Source organism: Mesobacillus subterraneus, assembly GCF_023715485.1.
In the GTDB taxonomy this organism is placed as follows: domain Bacteria; phylum Bacillota; class Bacilli; order Bacillales; family Cytobacillaceae; genus Mesobacillus; species Mesobacillus subterraneus_B.
Window position 1 is genome coordinate 41,169 of record NZ_JAMBOF010000005.1, and the last position, 25,719, is coordinate 66,887.

Below are 25,719 nucleotides of genomic sequence, written 5' to 3' on the forward strand. Positions count from 1 at the left end.
GAGCGAATGAAGAAAGTAGGTTTTTTTCGATCCATACATCTTAAATTCGTGCTTATATATGTACTGCTTATATTAGTTGCAATGCAAATAATAGGTGTATATTTTGTCCGTAAACTCGAGACCACCCTGATGACAAACTACCAGGAATCTGTAAAATCTCGTGTGGATTTGCTGGTTTATGATATTCAAGAGGAACTAATCAAGGAGCGGGGCAAGGAAGATCCGACAAAGGAAGAAGCGATTAAAGACATTTTAAAAGACTATAAATCCCAAGACATATCTGAAATCAGGGTCATCGATGGGGGAAGCTTTAAAATTCTTGGCACGAGTATTAGCAACCAGGGAATCGTAGGCCAGAGAACAACGGATTTAAAAATCAAACGCTCGATTATTTTTGAAGAAGATGAAGATGTCATACAGATGGACACTAAATCGGGAAAAAGAGCATGGGTCCTTTCCACTCCAATCATGCATAACGGCGAAGCGATTGGGGCCGTTTATCTGGTTGCTGCGATTGAGGATATATTCAGCCAGATGAAGGATATCAATAAAATTCTTGCAACAGGTACAGCAATTGCACTGCTCTTCACTGCCATTCTCGGTGTACTGCTTGCCCAGACCATCACGAGGCCGATTTCAGATATGCGCAAGCAGGCACTGGCGATGACCCGGGGGAACTTTTCGCGAAAGGTTAAGGTTTATGGTTATGATGAAATTGGACAGCTGGCAATCACCTTCAACAACCTGACTAAAAAACTTCAGGAAGCCCAGGCAACAACAGAAGGTGAGAAAAGAAAGCTGTCCTCCGTCATTTCCTATATGACTGATGGAGTCATTTCTACTGACCGGAAAGGGCGCGTCATCTTGATTAATGAACCTGCGGAACAGATGCTGGGTGTTTCACGTGAAACAATTCTTTCACAGCCACTTGTATCATTACTGGGCCTCGACGAAAATTATACTTTCGAAGATCTTCTCCAGGAAAAAGAATCAATCGTTCTTGATTACAGTACAAAAAGCAAGCCGTTCATTCTTCGCGCGAACTTCTCAGTCATCCAAAAGGAAAGCGGCTTTGTGAACGGACTGATTGCCGTTTTGTATGACATTACTGAGCAGGAAAAAATCGATCTAGAAAGGCGCGAATTCGTTGCGAATGTTTCCCACGAGCTGCGGACGCCATTGACGACAATGAGGAGTTATTTGGAGGCATTGGCTGAAGGTGCATGGAAAGATGAAGAAATTGCTCCTAACTTCCTTGAAATCACCCAAACTGAAACAGAGCGGATGATTCGCCTTGTTAATGATTTGCTCCAGCTTTCCAAAATGGACAGTGTCGATTATCACCTTTCAAAAGAATGGGTGAATTTCCCGGTTTTTTTCAACCTGATCATCGACCGTTTTGAACTGGCAAAGAATCAGAATGTCACTTTTATCAGGGAGATTCCAGAAGATGCAGTATTTGTTGAAATAGACGAGGACAAGATCACTCAGGTCCTATACAATATTATATCTAATGCAATGAAGTATTCACCTGAAGGCGGGACGATCACTTTCCGGACAAAGGAATCGGAAGATAGGATCACCATCAGTATTTCCGACGAAGGTGTTGGTATTCCAAAAGATAATTTAGATAAAATTTTCGATCGTTTCTACCGTGTAGATAAAGCCAGGACTCGCAAACTGGGCGGAACAGGCCTCGGACTTGCCATCGCGAAGGAAATGGTCAATGCCCACGGGGGAAGAATCTGGGCAGAAAGTGTGGAGGGTAAGGGAACGACAATTCATTTCACCCTTCCTTATGACCGTAGTGCAGAGGATGATTGGTCATGACATATGAAAATATCAAAACAGCGATTTTAACGTTCCTTGTCCTTCTCAGTGGTATTCTGACCTGGAATATTTGGACATATCAGCCAAACTACGAAAGTGTGGAAAATAATCCAAAGACAGTTGAAGAAGTCAGTATCTCCACTCAGCGGGATTTGAAGAAGATCGTCAAACCACACCAGATTATTTACCATGTTGAAGGCAAGCAGTTTGGGTCAGTAAGCAATGGCTATATAGATGATATTATTTCAGCCATTTCGAAGTGGAAGTTTTATGATGTGAAAAAATTTCCGGGCCGGATTACCGACTTCAATGAAAAAATCGCCCAGGGTGAAAATACGGAAATAATCTTCCCGGATGAAGTGCCAATTGAAATTTATAAAAGGGTTTTGAATATTGACGATAAAGATTTGCCGAAATTTGATTTTGACCGCATTATTATCAATACTGAAACCCAGCAAAAGCAAGATGGGATTATTTATTTTTACTCCCAAAGAAACCAGCAGGTTTACGAGAGTAATGTCAATCCTTCCTTTATAAACGAATTTACAAATAAATTTTATAAGACAGCAGGAAGGCTGACACCCTATTTCTTGCATACTGTGTCAGGCATAAAGTGGTTTTATTTGCCTGCAGAAGAAACTAAAATGGTGAAATACACCTATTACCAAAATCCGCTGGACTCAGAACAATTTAAGGGAGCTCTGTTCAAGGACCCGAGTTTTGTGCAGCGCAGCATTTCCGATGGCATTGAGGAATATACGGATGATGCCACAAAAATGACTGTAGACACTAAAACGAACATGATTTACTATATAAATCCTGTACGGGACCAAGATTCGATTATTGGTACCAGCAATGTTCTCCAAAGAAGCATCGAGTTTGTCAATGAGCACGGAGGCTGGACTGAAGCATACCGGTATGTTTACAAGGACGATTTTAACCAAAAAGTTTTATTCAGGCTTTACAGCAAGGAGGGCTATCCTGTCTTCAATCAGACTGGAAAGTCCGAAATTCTCCAACAGTGGAGACAAACAGAAATCAGCCGGTATATACGTCCCGGTTTCCATTTGGAATTGCCGCTGAATCCCGATGTTATAACAGAAATATTGCCATCCGGATATGCAGCGCTGGAACAACTGGAGAAAAAGAAGGACTTTAAACCGGAATTGTTACAGAACCTTATGCCGGGTTATTATATGGCGCAGGGAGAAGAAGTGTCATTGATCCTGCTTGAGCCAGGCTGGTTTTATTTATATGATCAGGAATGGCGCCAGCTAGTCTGGGAGGAGGAATTGAAGAATGGATTGGAGTAGAATCAAAACAATCTTTATTCTGACCTTCCTCGTATTGGATATTTACCTGGTGTATCAGTTCATGAATACTAGGGACGCGGCCCAATATGAAATCCTAAAAGAAGCGACCCTGGAAGAAATGCTGAAAAATGATGATATAAGCTATGGTGAGCTCCCTGAAGCGAAAGAAAAAGAGCAATATCTCAGTGTCACGACGAAAGTATTCGCCACTGAAGAGCTTGAGAAAATCAAGGGACAATCTGTCAGCCTTGGGGATGGGACATCAATTGAAGCCAAGCTTGAAAAGCCGATCAAACTGTCCAGCAAATTCGAGCCGGCGGAAATTTCAGCTTTTGTAAAAATGAATATCTTTGCCGGTGAACAGTATGAGTTCTGGAAAAAAGATGATGAAAACAGGACCATCACCTATTACCAAGAGTTCGATAATAAAACTTTCTACTACAACAGCAACGCGAAATTGACATTTTATTTCAATGAAAATAATGAAGTGACTTCGTATAAGCAAACGTACCTGGAAATCATCGATGAGCTTTCGGATGCAGAAGAGCTGCTGCCCCCGTTAAGAGCGATGGAAACTCTCTATAAGAAAGGTTTGCTGAAGCCAAAGAGCAAAATCACCGAAGTCGAATTGGGATATTCTACGCTCGTTTCACTGACAGCATCCCATGTTGTAACGCCAACGTGGAGGCTTGTAGTCAACGGTAAAGAAAACCTTTTTGTGCACGCATTCGAAGGACGAGTCATTCCTTTGACCGATGGTGAAAATAAGATTACGGAGTGAAGAGATATGAGTTTGCATTTTAGTGTTCTCGCCAGCGGGAGTACGGGAAATGCGATCTATGTGGAGACGGAGGGCCAATCCTTTTTGGTTGATGCCGGGTTGAGCGGTAAGCAAATGGATGCATTATTTAAGCAAATTGGCCGCGATATGAAAGACCTCTCTGGAATATTAGTGACGCATGAACATAGCGATCATATAAAAGGCATAGGAATCGTTGCCCGTAAATATAAGCTGCCAATCTATGCGAATGAAAAGACGTGGAAAGCAATGGATGGTCTGATTGGGGAAGTCCCGCTTGATCAAAAGTTCAGCTTTGACATGGAAACCGTGAAATCCTTCGGCGGCCTGGATATTGAATCCTTTGGCGTGTCCCATGATGCAGCTGAGCCGATGTTTTATGTGTTCCATAAAGAAGGCAAGAAATTGGTGCTCATCACAGATACAGGCTATGTCAGCGACAGGATGAAAGGCATCATCTCGAACGCGGATGCTTATGTATTCGAAAGCAATCATGATGTCCAGATGCTGAGGATGGGGAGATATCCGTGGAGCGTCAAGCGACGGATCCTGAGTGATTATGGTCACGTCTCCAATGAAGATGCTGCTGTCGCGATGAGTGAAGTGGCAGGGGACAACACGAAACGGATTTACCTTGCGCACTTGAGCCTCGATAACAATATGAAGGAGCTTGCAAGGATGTCGGTGGCCCAGACGCTGGAAAGCCGGGGCATCATCGCAGGTGAACAATTCGATTTAATTGATACAGATCCGAAGACTCCAACAGCATTGACAGCAATTTAAATAGTTTGTGGCAATTGTTTTATAGCTAAAGGAGTAAAGGCATCTGTTAAAGATTGCTTTTACTCCTTTTTGTTTTAAGAACTTATGATTTAGATATTGTAGCAACTGGTAGTATAATAGCGGTATAAGAAAGATTAACAGTTATTATTTGGTCAATGAAAGGATTGGTGAACATTGGGTTATTATGATCAGGATTATCAAGGCCGTTATAAACCGCAAAACGGGAGAAAAGGCGGTTACTTCTTAGCGAGCCTGGCAGGCACAATCATAGGTGGATTATTAGTTATATTCTCGATACCGTTGTTATCTAACTTTGATGTGCTGCCATACAAAATTGAACCGAATAATCAACCAGCTGTAAGCGAAGAAGAACAATCTGACTCTGATGATAACGATAAAACAGCTACCAGAAATGTATCGCTTGATGTATACTCGCAAATCACCAAAGCAGTCGACAAAGCTGGTGATGCAGTAGTCGGCATCACGAATATCCAGGAAAGCACCAGCTTCTGGGGCCAAAGCCAGGAATCAGGCGGAACAGGTTCCGGGGTAGTGTATAAAAAGGAAGGCGACAAAGCCTACATTGTCACGAATCACCATGTTGTTGCAGATGCTTCAGAGTTGGAGGTCAGCCTGAGCGATGGAACGAAAATTCCTGCAAAGCTCTTGGGAAGCGATATATGGACTGATCTTGCTGTTCTTGAAGTGCCGGCCGATCAAATTAAAGTTGTCGCGGAATTTGGCAACTCTGATAAGCTTAAGCCAGGTGAACCAGTCATTGCGATTGGAAATCCATTAGGACTTACTTTTTCAGGTTCTGTTACACAGGGCATTATTTCAGGGACAGAACGAGCGATACCGGTAGATATTAACCAGGATGGAACACCAGACTGGCAGGCGGAAGTCCTTCAGACAGATGCTGCGATTAATCCCGGAAATAGCGGAGGAGCATTAATTAATATAGAGGGACAGGTAATTGGCATCAACTCCATGAAAATTGCTCAGAACGCGGTTGAAGGAATTGGTTTATCGATTCCAATCAATTATGCGTCACCGATCATTGACGATTTAGAGAAGTCCGGTGAAGTAAAGAGGCCTTTCATGGGTGTGGAGTTAGCTTCTGTGAATGAAATTTCATCCAACCATCAGCAGAATACATTAAAGCTGCCTAAAGAAATTAACTATGGCGTCGCCATCAGAGGTGTACAGCCAGATTCGCCTGCTGCTCAGGCTGGATTGCAGGAACTTGACGTCATTGTTGAAATGGATGGCGAAGAGATTCGTGATGTAGTCGATTTGCGCAAACATCTTTATAATAAAAAGAAGGTCGGCGATGATATGCAGGTTAAGTATTATCGAAATGGACAGCTAGCAGAAACGACCATGAAATTAGGCGGAGAAACTTTATAGACATGTGGACAACAGCAGGAAGCGGATTGCTTCCTGTTTTTTTATGTTAAAATGGTCTCTGAGGATAATTATAAAATGGAATTAAGTAAAAGATAAAATGATAAAAAAGATAATGAAGGGATGGAAATATATGAAGTATTGCTGCGGTGAACATGTAGAATTGGCGCTGGATGAAGCGGTTGATGAGTTTGAAACAGCACCACAATTAATGAAGTTAGAGGCTGTTGATAAGTCGGAGTTTGTTTGTGGATACTGTGGACAACCAGCTGTATATATGGTGGCGAACGAATGATCGCCTACTAAATGTGGATATCGATGTGAATATGTGGATAACTACTGTGGATATCTTGTTTGTAAACTGTTTGTAATCTGTTTGTAAAGTGGGGATGACCTGTGCATATCTCAATCGTGACGGTTGGCAAATTGAAAGAAAAGTACCTAAAGCAAGGAATTGAAGAGTATTTAAAACGCCTTGGAAGCTATGCAAAAATAGATGTAGTTGAGGTGCCTGATGAAAAAGCACCGGAGGAATTAAGCGAGACGGAAATGGTCCAGGTCAAGCAAAAAGAGGGAGAACGCATACTGGCAAAAATCAATCCTGATACATATGTCATCGCCCTGGCCATCAACGGAAAACTGAAATCATCCGAAGAGCTAGCTGACACCATTGATAAATTGGCCACATACGGGAAAAGCAAAATCGCCTTCGTCATCGGCGGCTCCCTCGGTCTAAGTGACGAAGTATTGAAAAGATCTGACGAACAGCTGAGCTTTTCAAAGATGACGTTTCCACACCAGCTGATGAGGCTGATCTTGGTGGAGCAAGTGTATCGCGCATTTCGGATTAATCGCGGTGAACCGTATCACAAGTAAATGAGGTATTATTAGCTAAATGCCTCTCCTGATGGTTGGGGAGGCTAATAGGTAAAAGCGATTCTTAGCCGAAAAATAATAAATGGGTTTTATTCTCAAAATTTTTATGGGAAATAGATTGACAAACTTAAGAATCCTTTTAAACTAAAAATAGCTCTATCCTCAAATTCTTCTACAACACATTCTTCTTTTCTTTCCTACCGAGATTCTTTTTTAATTATTATTCTTAATTAACCTTGTACTTTCTCCAATCAAGACCACAATAAACCTCTTTTTTTACTTCACATTAAAATCTTTTAATTTCAAAAATATATCCGAAGTTCAAATGATTCATCCTTGCAACCAATAGATTTGTATATTAAATGATCATGTTGTGGAAGTTCTGCATTTTAATATTATTTTTATAAAACTCATGAGCAATACACCTTGTATGAGATGTTGTGTAGATGATTATTTTCTCGACCCCAATGCAGCGCTCATTTAGTAAAGGAGAATTACCTTTGGATAGGAGGAGAAAACTGATGGGATTTGAAGAAGAATACCAGACCTTTATGAATGCTCACTTGCAGAAAAGAAACGGTGAACGGTTACGGCGTTTGCAAGAAGGGCACAACGAGGCTGAAAGGATGTTTTTGAGACAAGTGTGGTGGCCTTTATTTTATCATTTTCGCTACCTTCATCCGGAATATGAAGTCAATGATTTCAAGGATGGCAAAAGGTATTTGGACTTTGCCTACATTCGTCCCGCCATTCGGATTTGCCTTGAGATCGACGGATATGGCCCCCACATGAGAAACATAAGCAGATGGCAATTTGCCGACAACCTGGAACGTCAAAACCAGTTGGTCATTGACGGATGGACAGTAATCCGCTTTTCTTATGACCAAGTTAAAGAGCAACCTCGTCGGTGCCAACAGATTGTCCAGCAAGTGATTGGCCGATGGTTGGGTGATGAGCTGGATCAGACCTCCCTGTCACTTGTTGAAAAGGAAGTGCTTAGGTTAGCGATACGAAAAGGGGAAGCCATATTCCCTATAGAAGTCGAGGATTATCTGAACTTAAGTGACAAGACGGTAAAAAAAGTACTCTCTCAGCTAGTCGATAAAAAGAAGTTGATTCCCGCATCTGGGACAATGAGGATCCGCTCTTATAGGTTGGGGGAGGAGGTTAAGAATCCGGTCTGATAAATAGAAGGAAAAATTCCTCTAAATTAGTAAATTGAATTGAAAATAGCTTATTTAGACGGAGAGATTCCGCCTATTAACTCGAAAACTGAGAAAATGAGGGAATTTGCTTTGCATAACCGGAAAACCTCCGCTTATCTACCCCGAAACGAGCTCCATTCTGCATTTAACAGAAAAATCTCCGTTTATTTAATTTTCGCTGGTTACCTTGGTTCCTGAATAAGGACAAGCCATCTTATTTAAAAGTAAGAGAGATAAATAATATTTAGCATTTTTCTTTTCCCAATCCGGATGAACCTTAAGTGAATGTAGATAATTAATGCCAAGTTGTGTTCCATTTAGGAAGATCATCACAGTCAAATTCTAATTGGATTTAGATTTTACCGACCATATAATCTCTGCGCAAAATTACAGTAGGTCAAAATTAAAAAGGCATTTGTACTGCTAAATTAAGAAACTGCATTAAATTACAGATAAGTGAACCACTATATGCTGAATTAGTACATGAGGTCCTTTCCGATGTCCAGTCAGATTGGACTTTTTTTATTTTTTCAAGTAACGAAAAATCCAGTAGTAACTTATTAAAAAATTATATCCGTATAAAAAACACTCTATAAAAAATACTAAACCGTAATCAATGAACTTAAAAAAAGGGGTTAGATGGAAATGAGATATAAGCGCCGTTTTATATTGTTGTTCATTTTTCTCTCATTCTTGGCAGCTTGCAATAAAGAAAATGAAAAAACAGAAAAGCCAACGGAAGAAAATTTGGGATACACCAAAACCGATATGGATGATCTTAAAGATAAAAATGATCCATATAGTAAGTCAGTTAAACGAGGTTATGATTTAATGAATGATACTTCTGTATTATTAGATGAATATGTGGGTAACAAACTCTCCTGTTCAAGTTGCCATGGTAATGCGGGCCTTGATTCCACTTCTTCTTTTATCGGCGTAACCGCAGTTTACCCGCAGTATAATGCCCGCGCAGGAAAGGTATTTACAATCGAGGACCGAATCAATGGCTGTTTTAATAGAAGCATGAACGGGAAACCATTGCCTTATAACAGCGATGAAATGAGAGCGATGGTTTCCTACTTAACTTATATTTCAAGAGATGTACCAACGAGCATCAAAGAACGAAAGTGGATGGAAAAAAATAGAATAGAAAAATTGCCGGAAGCTAATGCCGCCAATGGAGAAAAGCTTTACAAACAATCATGCGTGACTTGCCATGGCCAAAATGGAGAAGGCAGTGGAGCAACAACGGGTCCTGCTCTGTGGGGAGACAACTCATTCAATAATGGTGCTGGGATGGCAAGATCGGGGACAATGGCTGGATACATTAAACGAAATATGCCGCCTGTAGAAATGGGGGGCCTGAATAAAGGGGAAATTACTGAACAACAGGCAGCGGATTTAGCCGCCTTCATTCTCTCCCAACCTCGCCCTGATTTTGCTGAAAAAGCAAATGATTGGCCGAATGGCGATGCGCCAGATGATGTTCCGTATAGTACCAATTCCAAGAAGGTTAAAGAGGAATCCCCTCAAGGTGCTGAAGGGGAAAAGAAAAAATAAAGACAAGTAAAATTATCGAACAATATAATTACAATCATTAACGAACAAAGGTCTTATCTGCTTAGGATAAGACCCTTTTATTATTAGTTTTTCTAGATAGAGAAGGTTAATCTATAAACAGATCATCACCATTCTTTATCAAAATGAGATACATAGGGCTTTCTAAATAAACAATATGGATTTTTAGACTTCTGGATTTTTACGAGTTTTAAGGCATTCCCTGTTCAGGCAGGTCCAATGTATAATTGAATCATAACCTTTTTTTATTAGGTGTTTATGTATCTTAATAGGTCGATATTGAAAAAGAAAGAAATAATCCATATTGGAGGATTTTGATGATAAAAATTATGGCTGATTCAACATGTGATTTATCTGATGAAGTGCTTGAATTGTACGATATCAGCATAGCCCCGCTGACAATAAATATAGAGGGTAAAATCTACAAAGACAGGGTAGATATCCAACCAGATGATTTTTATGGAATGATGGAAGCATTGCCTGAATTTCCGACCACAGGTATGCCAAGTCCAGTGGAATACTTAGAAATAATCAAAGAGGCCGTTAACGCTGGATATAAGGAAATAATATGCATATGTATGTCTAGTGGAACGAGCGGAGCATATCAATCAGCTGTATTGGCAAAAGATTATTTCTATGATGAAAGCCCTGATTCAGCCGTAAAGATACATGTAGTGGATTCAAAATGCATGAGCCATGGCAGCGGCTGGCTAATCATGAAAAGTGCGATGATGAGGGAAAGGGGAGCCTCATTTGAAGAAATAGTCAGTTTTAATGAGAATTATAAGAAGAAGATAAAACATTTCCTTTCCGTCGATGATTTAGACCATTTGATTAAAAGTGGCAGACTGACCAATACGAGTGCCATAATCGGGAAGATCTTAATGCTGAAACCTATAATGACTATGAAGGATGGAAAAGGAGCCATAGTTGGAAAGGAAAGAGGGTTGAAAAGAGTTCTTAAGCATTACACTCAAGAGTTTATGAAAAGAAATGACAGAGAAATAACGGAATTTCTTATAATCGGATATACATCTGATAGGAAAGTTGCCGAAAATCTTAAAGCAAAAATTCAAATGGATACCGATTTTTCTGGGGACATCCATATTATGCAAATGGGCGTGTCTGTCGGGACTCATGTAGGCTTAGGCGCCATTTCTATGTTTTTTGCAGAAAAGTGAAATTAGAACGATGGATGAAGAATTTTAAATATTAAATAGACGATGATCGCTGTTAAAGACTCTAAGGTGAACCATACCCCAAGAACGTAATGTTGTGCCATGATATCGGATAATCTAATTAATCCTTGCAAGAAGCGGAGTTAAGGCCTTTTTTGTGTGTTCATAAAGTTTTGTGGAAGGACTTATCACTTTTTAACCAGCTTAATATAGTTTATAATTATCAGATAATAGTAGATATTTTAATATATTAATCATTATAATAGATTATATGTGGTTTTAATTGGGATAGAAAGGGTGTGCCTAGGTAGCGCCCTTTGCTTTTTATTACACCTAAGCAGGAGTCTTTACTCCTTTTTGAAAATAACGGTGATAAGGAAGGTTATAATGAACAACGGACAGAAAGTAACAGACGTTATCTTAATTGGTGCCGGAGTCATGAGCGCAACGTTGGGATCATTACTGAAAGAGTTAGCACCTGAATGGGAAATCAAAGTGTTCGAGAAACTCGCAACTCCAGGAGAAGAAAGCTCTAACGAATGGAATAATGCAGGTACGGGCCATGCTGCACTGTGCGAGCTTAACTATACACCCGAAAAATCTGATGGATCGATTGATATAAGCAAGGCGATAAAAGTGAATGAGCAATTTCAGCTTTCAAGACAGTTTTGGTCTTATCTTGTTAAGAGCAATCTAATTCGTAATCCCCATGAATTTATCATGCCAATTCCTCATATGAGTTTGGTTGAAGGGGAAAAAAATGTAACGTTTTTGAACAATCGTTTTAAAGCGCTTTCAGCTATTCCTCTGTTTCAGGGGATGGAGTATTCCGAGGACCCTGAGAAACTGAAGGAATGGCTTCCGCTTGTAATGGAAGGACGTACATCAAATGAACCGATCGCTGCAACGAAAATCGATTCTGGAACCGACGTCAATTTTGGCGCCTTAACACGAATGTTGTTTGAACATTTGAAGAGAAAAAATGTCGAGATAAACTATAATCATAGTGTAAAAGATATCAAACGTGCTAGCGATGGATCGTGGGAAGTTAAAGTGAAAAATCTAGATAGCGGTAAAATTGAAGACCATCATGCGAAATTCGTCTTTATCGGCGGTGGCGGTGGAAGTCTGCCTTTATTGCAAAAAACGGGTATACCTGAATCAAAACATATTGGTGGATTCCCGGTAAGCGGATTATTTATGGTATGCAATAATCCGGAAGTTGTAGAGCAGCACCATGCAAAAGTGTACGGTAAAGCTAAGGTTGGTGCTCCTCCTATGTCTGTTCCGCATCTTGATACGAGATTTATAGACAACAAAAAATCATTGTTGTTTGGACCATTTGCGGGCTTCTCGCCGAAGTTCTTAAAGACCGGTTCAAATTTAGATTTGATCAGTACCGTAAAACCGAATAATGTCACCACGATGCTGGCAGCAGGCATGAAGGAAATGGCATTGACGAAATACCTGATCGAGCAAGTCATGTTATCACATGAAAAGCGAATGGAAGAGCTGCGTGAGTTTATTCCAAACGCCAAAAGCGAGGATTGGGGAATGGTGGTAGCGGGCCAGCGTGTGCAGGTTATCAAAGATACTGAATCAGGAAAAGGGACACTTCAATTTGGCACAGAAGTTGTCAGTGCCACTGATGGCTCGGTAGCTGCATTGCTCGGAGCTTCTCCTGGAGCATCAACTGCGGTTCACGTAATGCTTGAAGTGTTAGAAAAATGCTTCCCGGAACAAATGTTTAAGTGGAAACCGAAAATAGAAGAAATGATTCCGTCATATGGTGTGTCACTAGTGGATAACCCAGAGCTTTTCCAGGAAATCCATGCTTCAACAGCAGAGGTGCTTGGCCTAAGCGGAAAAGAATTTGTCTATAGTTAATTATTTGGACTAGGATAAATGATAGTTAATGAGTAAGAACCTTTGATCTATTTAGATTGAAGGTTCTTTTTTTGATACGTAAGTTAAAGCTTTTTTGTTTGTTTCTTTGGAAATTATGGCTGATATTGCAAGGGTTTATGGTGTGCCATTAGATGATCTGTTATTCAAAAAAATGGCTAATCCATGGGAGTTAGCCACTTTATTTTAATGATTCAAAGTGAATTCACTCCTGATTTTCTGTATAGTATTAATTAAATGGAAAATTCCGAAAAAAGGAGGAGAGAGTATGAACTCAATGGCTGACCTGCGGGCTTTCCCTTATCCTTTTGGGGATAGTGATGTCTATAGGTATTCCAATAATGCGATTCCTTTAGATCCTCCGAATCCTATCGAGTTGACGGATTCTTACTTTGACGAAATCAGTCTAAAGAGGGAGCTGCTTACAAAGCATCCAGAACGATGTTATCATTCGGCACCTCATACGCTGGATGCGCAGTGGGAGGTTGTAGATTTAATAATTGATAATCTGGTAACCCATTATCCTGATAGATTTGAATTAGAAAAGAAAGATGATGAGTGGGTGTTTTCTAACGTTCAGACAAATGAAAACATCACCTTTACGTTTGGTGATAGTACTTCTCTTAAGATAGAACCACTGGATTTTATCGGCCGCCATGTCCAAGAGGATTTGCTATTGATGATGCAGCGGGATGGCAACTTGTTTTTAGATGCTGGACAACTATGTTTTCCCGCGAATTGGTCGTTGTACTTTGACGCGGGGATGTCTTTTAAAGAAATCCATTCACCTATTCCAGGCTTTAAAGATCAGTCTCTTGATGACCGAATCCTGCAATTTTTAATGAGAATTGAGGCGGGATCACCTTGGTGGAGAAAAAATTGGTCGCTCTTGGCAGGAAACAGGCTGGACACATCGCTGGAAACCTTCGCTGACTGGGGCCAGGCACGGAAACGGGTGACAAAGGAGAATGCCGGAGAACTGGTGCATTTGAGAGTAGAAGTACAAAAACTGTTCCGTCTGCCAAAGAGCAATGGAATTTTATTTACGATTCATTCGCATATGCTGCCATTAGAAAAATTCGTTCAACATCCCCCCTGGCTAGAAAAATTTTATTCAATCCTAGATGAACTTCCTGATTTTATTGCCGGATACAAAGGTATTTCCCTGTATCGGAAACAGGTCCTTGAATACCTAGAAGAGGAAATGAGAAAGCGATGATTCGAAAAGAGCTTTCGTTCAGTAAAGGGAAGAGGAAATTTTTATTTTGTGCCGATTCAACAGAGGAGAAGTCGCTTCACGATTTCGTCCATCAAGCAATGGAGGAAGGTATCCAATTTGATTTTCATATAGTAGGAGAGGAACCAGACTCCTTTCTCGACATGTGGTTCAATCAGCAAAAAATGGGCAGTTATTTATACATTTCTGGTGGGTGGGATTTTGTAAATCGAGTGAAGAAAATCGCTTTGGCAGCAGGCTTTTCACACGAAGAAATGCAAATGAAAGTCACTGGGCCTTTTAAAAAGAAATTGATTTGCTGTACATGTCACGCGGGCAATCCAATCGAGGATGAAGCATACATAACTTGTAGAAACTGTGGAGCAGAACTAGAGGCATCAACCCATTATTCGCCTCGTTTGGAAGCCTATCTTGGCTATGTATCTATATAAATAGGCTCTTTTCGTAAACTTTGTTGCTTTCACAACCAAAAGGATTAAGAGTTTTAATGCAATCCCTGTTCAGGAGCTTTTTCGAAAAGAGTCCGAAACCATAAGGAATAGGGGATGAATTTTTGGCTTTAAAAAAACCATCTATGTGAAAACAGCCTATAATTAAAGGTCATAATGGAGGAGCGTTGGCTTGAATCAAACTTCAACTTTAAGAGTACGTGTAAGAAATATTAAAGACGAGACTTCCACAATTAAGAGATTCACTTTAGAATCAATGGATTACTCGAAGCTGCCTCCATATAGCGGCGGTTCCCATATCACAACCTTTTTGTCACTTCCTTCAGGTACATTGGAAAGACAGTATTCTCTGTTTAACACGACTTTAGAGCCTGGGCTGTTTGAAATAGCTGTCCGTTTGGCGGAAGATTCAACTGGCGGCTCCCGCTTTTGGCACCAAAATGTTCAAGCAGGGGATGCTTTAACTGTAAGCTTCCCGAAGAATTACTTTCCGTTGAGTTTCCAGGCGAAACATCATGTCTTTTATGCAGCCGGGATTGGGATTACACCATTTTTATCAATGATGGCGGAGCTGGCGGAAAAGGAACATTCCTTTGAACTTCATTATGCAGCAAATTCAAAAGAGCAGTGTGCTTTCTACGAACACTTAAGAACCGTCTATCCAGATCGATGCCGCTTTTATTTTTCTAATAGTGAAGGTACAAAACGTTTATCGCCGAAACTGCTTCTGGATCATCGGATCGGGACACATGTTTATTTTTGTGGCCCTGAAAGGATGATCGAGGATTTTACCAATGCTGCAAAAAGCTATGGCTATCCTTCCTTCAATATCCACTGGGAACGATTCGCGCCTCCAGTAAACAGGGAACATAAACCGTTCTCGGTAAACCTGCAAAGAAGCGGGAGGCAGTTTGAAGTGCCAGCCAACACTTCACTGCTAGATGTGCTTCGTAAATATGGAATCAACGTGCCGTATTCCTGCCGTGTCGGTGGATGCGGGACTTGTGAAGTGAAAGTAGCAGAGGGGGAAGTTTTCCACTATGATTCATTCCTGACTGAGGAACAGCGGTGTTCAAAAGGAATCATGCTAAGCTGTGTTTCAAGGGGAAAGGGCAAACTAGTGCTGGATTTATAATATAAAACCAAAACCGCATCTGATAGAGGATGCGGTTTTTTGTACAAAAATATTTAACTGGCAATTACTTCTTGGCTTTCCCTCTTTTTTTCAGATTGATCGACTACCGCGGCACCAACCACGTCACCGATCACATTTGAAGCAGTGCCAGCCATGCCGATAATAGCGTCAACACCTGCTATCAGGGCCACTATTTCAAGCGGGAGGTCAAACATCGTCAATACGGCTGCAAGCGTTACAAGACCTGCAGCGGGTATTCCTGCTGTACCAATAGAAAGGAGGGTGCCGACTAGAATAATTGTCAGAAAATCCATAGTCGAAAAATGTGCTCCGGAAACATTGGCTGCAAAAACGATTGATGCCCCCATTCTTAACGCTCCACCATCAGAATTAAATACCGCTCCTAACGGTAAACTGAAATTAGTAATCTTCTCAGAAATACCAGCTTTTTTCGCACTATCAATTGCGACAGGAAGTGTTGCAAGACTGCTGGAGGTGAAAAACGCTGTCGTATAGGCATCTTTTGTATTCATGAAAAAGTTCCTTACAGGGATTTTAAATAGTTTAAGGATACCGCTATAAACAAAGACCCAAAGAATAATAATCCCAATATAAAATACAGCCGTGAACTTCAATAATGATGTGAAGGTATCCCATCCTTGCGTGCCAAATGCTGTTGCTGCAATGGCAAAAATACCGATTGGTGCATAAAGCAGGATTCCTTTAAGGATCCGGAAGAAAAGTACATTTGCCGCATCAAATAATGATTGCAATTGGACTCCGTATTTCTGGATGTTTTCATCAGTTGAGAATCGCATTCCGGAAATCGTAAACCCGATTATGATAGCTAAAAACATGACGGCCATTAAATTGCCTGTAGTAAAAGCAGTAAGGATATTGTCTGGAACAATACTCAATATTACATCAGAAGCTAATGGCGTTTCCGGTTTAGCTACTTCTGCTTTCGGTAACGACAGTGATTTGCCAGGATTGATCAATAAGGAGATGCCAAGACCGATTAAAACAGCTGAAGCCGTTGTAACGGCATAATAAAGGACTAATTTTCCGCCAGTCCTGCCCAACTGTGCGGGATTCATTTGGTTCACTGCCAGGACAACTGTCAAAAATACAACAGGAGTAGCAATCATGTTAAGCAGTTTTATTAATAACGTCCCAAGAGGTTTTACTATTGCGGCGTCCGGTCCAAAAATGATCCCTATTAAAATACCGAGGATGAAACCCGACGTCATTTTTAAAATAAAGGAAGAATTCTTATATTTTTTCCATATGTTCACTTCTTTTACCGCCTCTTTGCTTAAAATTTTAAGAATATTTCAAGTGAAAATTCACCTATTATTAAACTACACTTGTTGCAGGGAACAAACAATAGAGAAATGGCAATCAATGTGCCAGGAAGGAAAGTTTTTGGATGAGGAAAGTAAAAAGGATCCGTCGCCAGATCCTTTTTACACTATTTTTATATTAAGTTAGATGGAAAGTTAGTAAACTGTTATTTCAATGCACTTACTGCATTGATGGAACCGAATCCGGATTGTCCGTCATAGCCTGGTTTTACTGTTTTAAATAAAATTCTTTGTACCAATCTACAAAAGAACCTAGACCTGCTTCTAATGGTGTAGAAGGAGAGAAACCAGTATCCTTTTGTAAATCATTAATATCTGCATAGGTCATTTTTACGTCTCCAGGCTGCATTGGTGCTAAGACGATATTTGCCTTTGTACCGATTTTCTCTTCAAGGATTTTGATAAAATCGAGGAGCTTTACTGGATTATTGTTGCCGATATTATAGATTTTAAAAGGAGCATAACTTGAACCAGGGTCTGGATTTTCACGATCCCATTCAGGATTAGGCTTTGGCGGACGATGAAGCAGCCTTACGATTCCTTCAACAATATCGTCAATAAAAGTAAAATCTCTGCTCATGTCTCCATTATTGAATACCTTTATAGGATTGCCTTCAATGATATCCCTGGTAAATGAGTAGTAGGCCATATCTGGTCTTCCCCAGGGACCATACACGGTAAAAAAACGAAGCCCTGTTGTGGGAATACTGTATAAATGACTGTACGTATGCGCCATTAATTCATTTGCCTTTTTTGAAGCAGCATAAATGCTTACCGGGTGGTCAACTGGATCTTTTTCGGAGAAGGGTGTTTTTGTATTTGAACCATAAACCGAGCTCGAGGAGGCATAAATCAAGTGGTCAACAGGATATTGCCTGCACGCCTCTAAAATATTTAAAAATCCTGACAGGTTTGAATGAATATATGAATGTGGGTTGTTAAGGCTAAAACGAACTCCCGCTTGAGCAGCTAAATTGATGACAATATCGATAGAGTGGTTCCTAAAGATGGAGTGTAATTCATCCTGATTTGCCAAATCTATTTTATAGAAAGTGAATTTGGAGTTTGCTTCTAACAGTTTTAACCTCTCTGTTTTTAAAAGAACATCATAATAATCATTAAGGTTATCTATACCTATTACCTCATAACCTTCTGATAGCAGCCGTTTTGACAGATGAAACCCAATAAACCCTGCCGCACCTGTTACGACAATACTCATTTTCTACTATCCTTTACCTGGTTTCTATAGGTTTCTCTAAACCAGCCCATTCTGCTCTTTCCCACAACCTGTTTTTCTTTTTTTACTGGTCGTTCCTTTTTCACTTCAACTCTTTCAAGTACTTCGTTTTCCTTCTTGGAAAACGGAATGGGCTCCCTGGTCCAATTAGCATATGTTTTAGGATGCATTACTCTTATCTGATCAAGGAATGAGTTGAGGAACTCTCTTTCGTGAAGGTCCTGGAATAACTCCAGGGGCCTATCTTGTGCACGAAAATTAGAATAGACATGATCCACTAATTTGAAACCTTTGCTTGTGATGAAAATATGCCTTAAAGGCGCATCAATCTGGGTAAAACCTTCTTTTTTCATTGTAGATAATATGTCTAAAAGGTGCCTGGTTATATCCTCTGAGAGTTTATTTTGTTTTTTCAGGTATTGGTTTAAATTAGGTCCCATTAAATATTCCATTACAATGTAATTCGTTCCTGTTTCATAAACCTTGGGAATGAAGGATAAATGTTGGTTCGATAATAAAACGTCTTTTTCCTGTTTGCAATGATCCGGTTTTCCATAAATTTTTACACATTTGTCTTCACTTATTCGATAGACAGCACCCTGGTGGCCTTTGCCAATGAGTGGCTGTGATACAGAGCTTGCTATCTTGACTGCGTTTCCAGAGCCGCCTGATGTGACCGGAATATTTCTGTAGTCAAAATTGTTTTCGGCAAAGTACTTTTCCCATGTTTTATAGGTTTGTGGCTCTATACTTTTTACGCGGGATAAAAAAGAGTCTTTTAATAAAATGATATTTAAATCTCTTAATAATTTTAGGGGGACTGGATGTTGCCTTTTAAACGCATTGACATGGTCAACTAGTTTTAGTTCTTCATTTTCAAGGACAAAAATATGACGCAATGGTGCATCGATCATCGTGAACTTTGCTTCCTTCATTGCTTGTAGAATTGAGAGGAGTTTTATTGTAATCGATTCGGGGATATAGGTGCAGTTTCTGAGATATTCCTTCAATGTGGGGCCGTTAAAAAACTCCATTACAACAAAATTGGTGCCTGTTTCATATAATTTAGGGAAAAAGGATAATTGTTGTCCTGCTTTAAGAGCTTCTGCCTCCATCTTGGCTTGTAGTGGGTCTGTATAGACTTTCACACATTTGTCTTCAGATAGCTTAAATACAGCTCCTTGAGAGCCCATGCCAATTAGTGGATAGTTAGTGGGGTTATCGATTATTAAGGTTTTTAAACCTTTTGTTACTTTAATTGATTTAAAATCCTTCATTTCATTTCCCTCCCAACAATTCATCGTAGTATTTAGCCTGTAAAAGAAGTTGCTGCTCAGCATCAAAGAACCGTTCAACTTTTTTTCGAGCTGCTTTTGTATAAGATGTCCAATGGTTCCTATTGTTCAGCATATATTCAAGGGCTGCTGCAAGTTCATCAACATTGTTCTCCTGTACCAGGATGCCTTCTTTATTATGGGTAATCAATTCAGGAATCCCTGCATGATAGGTGGAAATTACGGGTACTCCTAACGCCATGGCTTCTTTTAATGTGTTAGGGATACCTTCAAGGTCTCCATTGGACGCTTCAAGGCTCGCAGCACAGAACAAATCAGCATTCATCATATGCTGTTGAACTTGTTCTTTTGGGAGATGATTTAATAAACGAAAAGAATCACCTAAATTTAGTTGATTGGCTAACGATATAAGCTCTTCTTGAAGTTCGCCTCCTCCAATAATGGTCAAAGTCGAATTGGGAAATTTATCTTTTATTTTTTTGTAAGCCTTCATTAAAACATGATGTCCCTTCTTTTCCACCAATCTGCCTACGGAAAGAATATTCTGACCTGAGCCTTGAACATCAGGCGCTCTGTAATGGTATTTGTTTAGATTAACCCCTCCGTAAAGCACTTTGATTTTTTCTGGAGGGCAGCCCCAAGATTTGATACTGTCAGCTAAATAATTGCAAACTGGATAAAAATGGTCTCCTTGTTCAAATAGCATTTTCATATGTTCCAAATATCCAACTGGCTGATTGGCTAAGGTTGCATCCCGGCCTCTTATACTTGTTACCAACGGGAGATTGGTCTTTTCTTTGAAAGGGAGCAGTAATATGCCCAGCTGACCGTGGTGGGCATGTAAAAGAGAAACATTATTTTTCTTAACGAATTTCTTTGGAGAATAAATTTCACTAAGATAGTGAACCTTTTCATTCAGTAGTGACAGGTCAGTCATGTACTTTGGCTGGCGTATCATATGGATATAATCGTAACCAGGGACTTCGCGTATCTGGGGAATATATTGAGTGGGATCGACTCGCAAGTTTAAATGGATAACAGTTTTCAATCAAAACTTCTCCTTCCTATATAACGTAGCTGTTCGTATATAGTTTATGAAGTTTGAAAAAAAGGACTTGGACATATAGGAAAAGAATTAAAATTGAAGCGCGGATTTATTTGCTGAGGTCGAAGTTCTGTTCTTGTGAAAATAAAAGGCTCTTTTCGTATACTTTGTTGCTTTCACAACCAAAAGTATTACGAGTTTTAATGCATTCTTCAGAAACCGCTTGAAACCAAGAGATATAGGGGATGAAAGCTTGATTCGAAAAACAACACTCTATGCATACCAGCCCATAAAAAAGACGAAGTTCCCGGAAAGGATCAAAATGGATTACTAACATCCATTATCCTATCAACTTCGTCGTTTCTTAAACTTAAATTTTCCTGTCCAACGCCTGAGGAGGCTGCTCCAGCCACTTCTCCGTAATCGTCAAAATCAATCCTTTACCGTAAAACTTCTTCATTTCATCAGAGATATTGGTGAACGTGGTGACGATATCAGACCGTAAGCTAGAGGTCATCGCCTGGTTGATCATGATGAAACAGAACATTCCGAGGCATGTATTCACAAAGAACATCATCAGCTTATCGGAAAACGGAGATTCTTTCGCATCGTATATATTGAAATCACCAGATGATGAAACCGGAATATTTTCCTTATCAAAAAGCTCTTGAAGGGAACTGGTGACTTTTTCAAGTGACTGGTTCCCTTTGCTGAGATGCTGTTTTAGATCTTTAGTTTTGGCGAGCTTTCCAAACGTTACGAGAATCATTTTTGAAAATTGTGCTCTATGGATAATTCGGGTTAGATTGGCGATTTCTGCAGCATTTACAGGTCTTGAACCGCCGAACAGCCCATTCAGATAATTCATGTGTCCAACCATATCGATTGTGTGGTCCATGGCAACCTGAGGCGGCTTCAAGTATACGCCTTTTGACAGCATCAATTCAGTCATCTCATTTTGAATCTGCAGGACGGACTCAATAGCCCCTTGAAAAATAGCCCGGATATCCTTTCTGGTAGAATCAGAAAATGCACTTGGGTATGTAATCATGGAAAGCATCGTTATATCATGGCAAATATATAAAATGAACGTATCGGAAAATACCCTGCCTGCATCCAATCGCACATCATCAGAAGTGAATCCTAAAGGCATCGTAATCTTCTCTTTTGTAAAAATCTCCTTCAAATCCTGCAGGTTTTTTTGAGCGAAATCCAATAACTTTTCAACAATTTTTTTCACCTCTGGATCATCTGCAGTTGCAAGAAAATATTCATAAAAACGCATTTCCATCGTGATTTTTAAATAACCTGCCCATATATTGGAAATTTCTGTCGCGGTCAACTCAAGATGGGACTTGTTTGTTGTCTCAGACATTCCACACACTCCTTTCCTTATAGTGTTACTTTTAAATAAAAATTTATTACTAACAGAATGGTTAATTCTTTGTAATCTCTCTAACAGACGGATACATATAAAAAAACAGCTGGGAAAAACTTTAACAAAAGGAGGTTTTCAAAGTGAAAAAGTTCTTATTAATGTTATTGCTGGCGTTCTCCATGTTCTCTATCACTGGCTGCGGTAACGATGCACCGCCGGAAGAGGACGAACAGCTAGAGGATGTTGAGGAAGAGGATGAAATTGGTGACGGCGAAGTGGATGATGAGTAGCATTATTAGTTTCACTTGCCATGCTTCATTTATGCCAACATAATAACCATAGTCGCAGGAATTACACGCAAAGGTGATTATCTGAGCAAAGATTCAAAGTCTTTGCTCTTTTCTTTGTTTAATCTCGTGGACTCCTGTATTTATTTTGTATAATTATTGACATATGACCGGTCAGTCAGTAACATTATATTGTATTAGATAAGACATTATGGGGCAGGTGTACTAGTGAAGGGTTTAGTGAATTTTGTATTAGGAAATAAACTGGCAGTTTGGCTTTTAACGATTATCATCACCGTATCGGGTATCTACTCTGGAACGCGTATGAACATGGAGACAATCCCGAATATATCGATTCCTTACTTAATGGTTATGGATGTTTATCCTGGAGCGACTCCTGAGAAAGTGATGGAGGATGTGTCCATTCCAATCGAAAAAGCGGTGGAAGGACTAGCGGATGTTAAATTCGTCTATTCAAATTCGTATTCCAATATGTCCAGCATCCAAGTGGAATATGAATACGGCATTGATATGGATGAAGCTAAGCGTGCTCTGCAATCTGCATTAGATGCAGTGAAGCTTCCTGAGGGCGCACAGGAACCTGCCATTACAGCCATCAGCATGAATATGATGCCTGTTGCAGCGCTTAGTGTCAGCAGTACGAAAGAGGATATTGTGGAGCTAACGTCAACAGTTGAGGATATCATCGTTCCTAAGATTGAAAAAATCGATGGTGTTGCTTCCGCAACAATTACAGGCCAACATATCGAAGAAGTCAATCTTACTTATAACGAAGCTAAAATGGCTGAGTTCGGCCTGACTGAGGATAAGGTAAAAGAAATGATCAAGGCCAGCAACCTGGCTGTTTCTCTAGGACTCTATGAGTTTAAAGAAGGAGAGCAGGCTGTAGCTGTGGATGGCAAGTTCATGACCGAAGATGAGTTGAAGAACATGTTGATCCCTGTTACGCCTTCTGCAAGCAATCCCTCACCATTTGTGAAGCTTAGCGACATTGCCGAGGTTGAATTGGCAGGTAAGGTACAGTCTGTATCACGTACAAACGGTGATGATGCCATTGCGATTCAAATCGTAAAAGAGCAGCAGGCAAATACCGTTGATGTCGTGAATGAAGTTAAGGGCTTGATCAAGGAAGAGAAAAAGAAGATTGACGGTCTGGTCATCGATGTCTCTCTTGACCAGGGTAAACCTATTGAAGAATCCGTTTCAACCATGATTGAAAAAGCATTATTTGGCGGATTAATCGCCGTCTTGATTATCCTTTTATTCTTGAGGGACTTTAAATCTACGATTATCTCGATTGTTTCCATCCCAGTTTCGATTTTCATGGCACTGCTGTTATTGAATTGGATGGATATCACGCTTAATATCATGACGCTTGGTGCCATCACGGTTGCGATTGGCCGAGTCATTGATGATTCCATTGTCGTCGTTGAAAATATTTATCGCCGCCTGCACTTAAGAGAAGAGAGATTGACAGGCCGTGCCCTTGTACGGGAAGCGACGATCGAAATGTTCAAGCCTATTCTTTCATCAACTTTAGTTACCGTAGCTGTATTCGCACCGCTAATTTTTGTTGGGGGAATGGTAGGTGAGCTTTTTGCGCCATTCGCATTAACGATGACGTTCGCGCTGGGTGCATCACTCATCGTGGCGATTACGATTGTACCCGCATTGTCTCACTTCTTATTCAAGAAAAAGCTATATAGTGAAAAGACAGAAAGCAGCCATAAAGATGTTGGAAAATTAGCTAACTGGTATAAAGGCGTACTTAATAAATCCCTTAACCATAAAATCATCACTTCACTCATTGCTGTCGTTTTACTGGCTGGCAGCCTTGCACTGACACCAATCATTGGCTTAAGCTTCATGGGCAGCGAAGAAGATAAAGTCATGTATTTAACATATACACCTGGAGCAGGTGAGCTTAAGGATGAAACCTTAAGGAATGTAGAAAAAGTCGAAGAGGAAATGCTTAAACGTAATGAAATTGATATCGTTCAAATATCTGTTACAGAAGAAGCAGATCAGATGTCAGCCATGATGGGCTTAGGTTCAGGCGGTGCATTAATGTACCTGATCTTTGACCCGGAAATGGAAAATTTCCCGGAAGTCCGTGATGAAATTGAAGAATATGTATTCAATATAGGACAAAGCGGTGAATGGAAGAGCCAGAATTTCGGCGGAATGTCGATGCCTGAAAATGAACTCAGCTACACATTCTACAGTGAAGATTTAACGAAACTCAATAAAGCTGTGAATATGGTAGAAGCAGAAATGAATGAAAATGAGGGGTTAAAGGACGTATCTTCTAGTGCTGAGAAAGCATATGTCGAGTACACCTTTAAAGTAGAGCAGGATGAACTGCTGCAGTATGGGCACACTGCTGGACAAATTGTCATGATGCTTAACCCATCAAAGACCAAGGATGTATTAACAACGATTGAAAAAGATGGTGAAGCACTCGAAGTGATCGTCCAGCAGGAGCAAGCTGAACAGCCTGAATCTATCGATGATCTCCTGGCTACAGAAGTGCCGACCGCATTGGGTACTACAATGCCATTGTCTGAGCTTGTAACAGTCGAGAAGGGGACTACAATGAATACCCTTGCACGGAGCAAAGGTGAGTATTATGCGTCCGTTTCTGGAACAGTCATCGATGATGATATCTCAAAGGCCACATCGGAAGTAGATAAAGCAATTGATAAGTTGGATTTACCCAAAGGTGTTGAAGTCGGGGTTGCCGGTGTCCAGGCAGATATGACTGAGACATTCACTCAGCTTGGTGCCGCTATGCTTGCAGCGATTGCCATTGTCTACTTCATTCTTGTAGTAACCTTCCGTGAGGGTGTCGCGCCATTCGCAATCCTGTTCTCACTGCCTTTTGCGGTGATAGGTTCATTCGCCGGATTGCTAATTGCTGATGAAACCATCTCGGTCTCGGTTATGATGGGTCTATTGATGCTAATTGGTATTGTAGTGACGAATGCCATTGTACTTGTAGACCGAATCATCCATATGGAACGTGAAGGTATGACAATGCGTGAAGCAGTCCTTGAGGCTGGCGCAACCCGTCTTCGTCCAATTCTGATGACAGCAATCGCTACTGTCGGTGCTCTCATTCCATTAGCAATCGGTTCTGGCGGCGGAGGCCTGATTTCAAAAGGTCTCGGCATTACCGTAATCGGCGGATTGACAAGTTCAACATTATTAACATTGATTGTAGTACCAATCGTGTATGAAGTACTATCTAAAGTATTCAAAAAGAACCGTAGAGAAACGGAAGAAAATTAAACAATTAACATCGCTGGATGACTAGTCATCCAGCGGTGTTTTTGTGTTTTAGTACTGTGCGAATAGCCAGCAGGCATTCGTTTTACGTATAATAAGTTTTGAATTA

At 40.4% G+C, this 25,719-nt stretch carries 21 protein-coding genes; 16 read left to right on the plus strand and 5 right to left on the minus strand.

Annotation, left to right across the window (positions count from 1 at the left end; translation table 11 throughout):
• Positions 1-6 precede the first annotated feature (6 nt).
• The 14 genes from walK to M3204_RS08625 all read left to right on the plus strand — a co-directional run bounded on the left by walK (position 7) and on the right by M3204_RS08625 (position 15,695).
• Positions 7-1,830 carry a cell wall metabolism sensor histidine kinase WalK gene (walK, locus tag M3204_RS08560; protein ID WP_251480801.1) on the plus strand — a complete coding sequence of 608 codons (1,824 nt, stop codon included), beginning with the start codon at positions 7-9 and terminating at the stop codon, positions 1,828-1,830.
• Positions 1,827-3,143 carry a YycH family regulatory protein gene (locus M3204_RS08565; RefSeq protein ID WP_251480802.1) on the plus strand — a complete coding sequence of 439 codons (1,317 nt, stop codon included), beginning with the start codon at positions 1,827-1,829 and terminating at the stop codon, positions 3,141-3,143. The genes walK and M3204_RS08565 overlap by 4 nt, the downstream gene beginning before the upstream one ends.
• Complete coding sequence (locus tag M3204_RS08570) at positions 3,130-3,924, plus strand: two-component system regulatory protein YycI (RefSeq protein WP_251480803.1); 795 nt, start codon at positions 3,130-3,132, stop codon at positions 3,922-3,924. Before M3204_RS08565 ends, M3204_RS08570 begins: the two co-directional genes overlap by 14 nt.
• A gap of 6 nt (positions 3,925-3,930) precedes the next feature.
• On the plus strand, positions 3,931-4,725 hold the full coding sequence (locus tag M3204_RS08575) for an MBL fold metallo-hydrolase (protein ID WP_251480804.1): 795 nt from the start codon (positions 3,931-3,933) through the stop codon (positions 4,723-4,725).
• Positions 4,726-4,899: 174 nt separating this feature from the next.
• Positions 4,900-6,135, plus strand: coding sequence for a S1C family serine protease (locus M3204_RS08580; RefSeq protein ID WP_251480805.1), 1,236 nt, complete (start codon positions 4,900-4,902; stop codon positions 6,133-6,135).
• Positions 6,136-6,265: 130 nt separating this feature from the next.
• Entirely contained in the window at positions 6,266-6,427 is a 162-nt protein-coding gene (locus tag M3204_RS08585; RefSeq protein WP_251480806.1) for a CxxH/CxxC protein, read from the plus strand.
• A 101-nt stretch (positions 6,428-6,528) separates the two neighbouring features.
• On the plus strand, positions 6,529-7,008 hold the full coding sequence (rlmH, locus tag M3204_RS08590) for a 23S rRNA (pseudouridine(1915)-N(3))-methyltransferase RlmH (protein ID WP_251480807.1): 480 nt from the start codon (positions 6,529-6,531) through the stop codon (positions 7,006-7,008).
• 521 nt (positions 7,009-7,529) lie between these two features.
• Positions 7,530-8,192 carry a DNA-binding response regulator gene (locus M3204_RS08595; RefSeq protein WP_251480808.1) on the plus strand — a complete coding sequence of 221 codons (663 nt, stop codon included), beginning with the start codon at positions 7,530-7,532 and terminating at the stop codon, positions 8,190-8,192.
• A gap of 666 nt (positions 8,193-8,858) precedes the next feature.
• Positions 8,859-9,773 carry a c-type cytochrome gene (locus tag M3204_RS08600; RefSeq protein ID WP_251480809.1) on the plus strand — a complete coding sequence of 305 codons (915 nt, stop codon included), beginning with the start codon at positions 8,859-8,861 and terminating at the stop codon, positions 9,771-9,773.
• A gap of 335 nt (positions 9,774-10,108) precedes the next feature.
• Positions 10,109-10,972 (plus strand): DegV family protein, encoded by an 864-nt coding sequence (locus M3204_RS08605; RefSeq protein WP_251480810.1) that lies wholly within the window; start codon positions 10,109-10,111, stop codon positions 10,970-10,972.
• Between the two features lie 366 nt (positions 10,973-11,338).
• Positions 11,339-12,856: a malate:quinone oxidoreductase gene (locus M3204_RS08610; protein WP_353056036.1), complete on the plus strand. Its 1,518-nt coding sequence runs from the start codon at positions 11,339-11,341 to the stop codon at positions 12,854-12,856.
• Between the two features lie 286 nt (positions 12,857-13,142).
• On the plus strand, positions 13,143-14,093 hold the full coding sequence (locus tag M3204_RS08615; protein ID WP_251480812.1) for a heme-dependent oxidative N-demethylase family protein: 951 nt from the start codon (positions 13,143-13,145) through the stop codon (positions 14,091-14,093).
• Complete coding sequence (locus M3204_RS08620; RefSeq protein ID WP_251480813.1) at positions 14,090-14,542, plus strand: dimethylamine monooxygenase subunit DmmA family protein; 453 nt, start codon at positions 14,090-14,092, stop codon at positions 14,540-14,542. Before M3204_RS08615 ends, M3204_RS08620 begins: the two co-directional genes overlap by 4 nt.
• Before the next feature lie 190 nt (positions 14,543-14,732).
• Positions 14,733-15,695, plus strand: a complete 963-nt coding sequence (locus M3204_RS08625; protein ID WP_251480814.1) for a PDR/VanB family oxidoreductase — start codon at positions 14,733-14,735, stop codon at positions 15,693-15,695.
• 53 nt (positions 15,696-15,748) lie between these two features.
• Here M3204_RS08625 and M3204_RS08630 read toward each other — a convergent pair whose 3' ends face one another.
• The 5 genes from M3204_RS08630 to M3204_RS08650 form a co-directional block, all read right to left on the minus strand.
• Positions 15,749-16,990, minus strand: a complete 1,242-nt coding sequence (locus M3204_RS08630; RefSeq protein ID WP_251480815.1) for a dicarboxylate/amino acid:cation symporter — start codon at positions 16,988-16,990, stop codon at positions 15,749-15,751.
• Between the two features lie 277 nt (positions 16,991-17,267).
• Positions 17,268-18,278, minus strand: a complete 1,011-nt coding sequence (locus M3204_RS08635) for an NAD-dependent epimerase (RefSeq protein ID WP_251480816.1) — start codon at positions 18,276-18,278, stop codon at positions 17,268-17,270.
• A complete protein-coding gene (locus M3204_RS08640; protein ID WP_251480817.1) occupies positions 18,275-19,573 on the minus strand; it encodes a hypothetical protein in 1,299 nt (432 codons plus the stop codon). The genes M3204_RS08635 and M3204_RS08640 overlap by 4 nt, the downstream gene beginning before the upstream one ends.
• A gap of 1 nt (position 19,574) precedes the next feature.
• Positions 19,575-20,639 carry a glycosyltransferase gene (locus M3204_RS08645; RefSeq protein WP_251480818.1) on the minus strand — a complete coding sequence of 355 codons (1,065 nt, stop codon included), beginning with the start codon at positions 20,637-20,639 and terminating at the stop codon, positions 19,575-19,577.
• A gap of 367 nt (positions 20,640-21,006) precedes the next feature.
• The gene (locus M3204_RS08650; RefSeq protein WP_251480819.1) at positions 21,007-22,011 is read right to left on the minus strand and encodes a DUF3231 family protein; all 1,005 of its coding nucleotides are present in this window, start codon (positions 22,009-22,011) and stop codon (positions 21,007-21,009) included.
• 143 nt (positions 22,012-22,154) lie between these two features.
• Between M3204_RS08650 and M3204_RS08655 the strand changes: the two genes are divergently transcribed.
• Both M3204_RS08655 and M3204_RS08660 read left to right on the plus strand, forming a co-directional pair.
• Entirely contained in the window at positions 22,155-22,304 is a 150-nt protein-coding gene (locus tag M3204_RS08655) for a hypothetical protein (protein ID WP_251480820.1), read from the plus strand.
• Between the two features lie 225 nt (positions 22,305-22,529).
• Complete coding sequence (locus M3204_RS08660; RefSeq protein ID WP_251480821.1) at positions 22,530-25,613, plus strand: efflux RND transporter permease subunit; 3,084 nt, start codon at positions 22,530-22,532, stop codon at positions 25,611-25,613.
• Positions 25,614-25,719: the final 106 nt, after the last annotated feature.